Origin of the sequence: Rhizobium sp. RU36D (assembly GCF_900176345.1) — a bacterium.
Classification (GTDB): Bacteria; Pseudomonadota; Alphaproteobacteria; order Rhizobiales; family Rhizobiaceae; genus Allorhizobium.
On record NZ_FWXU01000066.1, the window covers coordinates 1 to 2,249 of the forward strand.

2 protein-coding genes are annotated in these 2,249 nt (G+C 55.7%); one reads left to right on the top strand and one right to left on the bottom strand.

All coding sequences use genetic code 11. The annotated features are described in order from the left end of the window. Positions 1–390 precede the first annotated feature (390 nt). Positions 391–750: a hypothetical protein gene (locus B9A97_RS29155; RefSeq protein ID WP_143530776.1), complete on the top strand. Its 360-nt coding sequence runs from the start codon at positions 391–393 to the stop codon at positions 748–750. Between the two features lie 51 nt (positions 751–801). Here the strand turns inward: B9A97_RS29155 and B9A97_RS29160 are convergent, their stop codons facing one another. Further along, on the bottom strand, positions 802–2,160 hold the full coding sequence (locus B9A97_RS29160; RefSeq protein ID WP_084369328.1) for an SGNH/GDSL hydrolase family protein: 1,359 nt from the start codon (positions 2,158–2,160) through the stop codon (positions 802–804). Positions 2,161–2,249 lie beyond the last annotated feature (89 nt).

The window sequence follows — 2,249 nt, forward strand, 5'->3', positions numbered from 1 at the left end:
TGATGTGAGGGCGTTGGGGATATACTCTCTGGCCAAGTACGCGTGCTGATCGTAGATTGCGCCGCTGGCTCCCTTTTGAGGTAGGCGTTAGGATGGCGCGGATTGTGGACAATCACTATGAAAGAACGTCTTTTAGTCATAGCAGTTATGCCTGTCGCAATACTGCTTTTCGTGGGAATGATCTGCGCCTCACTCACATACGGCGTGGTTAAGAAGCAAAGAGCCAAGCGACTGGCGAGGGAATAGTGCGGGGATGACGCATCCCCCGACAGCCTCCATCAGAGGTCGCGTGATCGTTAAAAGCAAGGCCGCTGTACGCCTGCAATAATCGGTGCAATGATAGCGAGCACAGGCCACTTTGGCGTGCGGCAATAATCGAGGGGACAGGTCATGGCATCTAAACAATCATCGTCCATTGCATCTGCTGTTGGCCTCATCCTGGCTATTTCATCGATATATGCGCTAGATTCTGACGTGATTAGTCATGAAACGCATATCCTTTTGAAGGTGTCAGCCGCGATCGGCATTATCACCATGATCATAGGAATGTACTGGGCAAGGCGCGCCACAGATCAGCAGAACCTAGATGTATGGCATAAGGCACAGTTCCCGTTCTGGCCGGTTCAGGACGCCATAAAGGTATTCTCGCTACCGCCGGGGCAGCTGTGGCGCCGCCGTCTGCCGAACGGCAAGTGGGAATACAGCGCTGACCCCCAGACATATGAAGAATGGGAAGATAATCAGTGGTGAAAAAGCGCCCCGAAGAGGGCGCCAAAGGTTGAGCGACCGCCATCGTAGCGGCTAGACCGTGTCGAACGGCTGGTAGCCAGGAACCATTACAACGCGGTCAACGGCCACCGCTGCACCATTTGCGCTAACGCCAATCCCTGCCGCCTCGGCCGCATAAAGCCTGACAACCACACCAACGCCAGTGTCTGTAATCTTCGGCAGGTTTATACCAACGCACCGCCAAACATATTTGCCCCGACCATCTGTGCCGGCAAGACGTGCCGAGCGCTGCTCTGTCGCGCCCGAGCGATTGATCCCGATAATGCCTGCGTTGTTGTGGCTGCTCGTCCGTATCCTGAAGCGTGCTGCAACAGTGACAAATTTGCCTGAAAGAGCCTTCAGTGGGTTGCCCGTGATCGTCTGCTCGATGTAGGCCGCCGCGTCAGACGAGCACGTCATCACCAGCGCTCGCGATCCTGTTTCAAAGTCTGACGTATCTTCTGTCAACGTGCAGTTCGTCGCGGTCCAGCCCGTGGCAGCACCGCCGGAGAAAGTATCAAATTTTCCGTTCGATAGGATGTTTTCGCCACTGCGACGGACGATGGTTGGCGCCACTGAATTGCGCTGCGAACCTACATTCAGACATAGGTCGAATGCCGCCTCGGCAATGGCTGGCGAACCCTGGTCGGCTGAAGGATGCGTTGCGTCATAATACCAACCTGCAGGCCTTCCGGCATCCCAGAACACATCGTAGGCATGCAGCAGGTCGGCATTCTTCCACTGCGCAACTAGCTGCTGCGCCCGATAAAGCTGCGTGCTGGAGGCTGTGTCGGAAGATCGTGGGTTCTGCGCCACAACGATAATACCTGCTTCCGGGTGTAAGGCGTGTAACTCGTCAAGCGCACCAAGCATGTAGGTTGCAAGCGAGAAGCGGTCGCCCGCTCCTGTCTGGATATTGAAGCCGTGGTTGTAGATGATCAAATCAGCAGATATCGCCGAAGGCTTATAAGCCTCGAAGAAGTAGTTGCCGCCATACAGGAACGTCGGGATACTGCCGCCGATTGACGCGTTGTAGATCGAGCAGGTGTTGGCTCCAGACCCGGTTTGGATCGTTGTTGTGACGTCGTAAGCTCCGGTCCCGGTGTTGAAACTCGAGTACATCACGAAGCTGACTTCAGGAAACAGCGGGGCAATGTGGTCGGCAAAAAGGCGGTAAAGCCAGCTTGAATTGGACGTGGCAGTCCCGCCGGCAAGAGTGCTTGTGCTGTCGCCATTGACAACCACAATGCATGGGCGACCAAGTCGCAGTTTTTGCATCAGCCCGTATGCCGCACCTGGGCCGCGCGTCCTGCGGCGAAAGGGGGCATTATCATCCCCGGCAAGAATGTCTGCGAGGGCTGAATTGTCCAAAATGCCGTTTGCTGTCGTCATGTCACGAAGCCCTCAACCAATAGCCGCCACCATCGCGGCGAACAGGGGAATTGTTTGCGAAACGCCAAGCCCTAGCAGGTACACCCTTG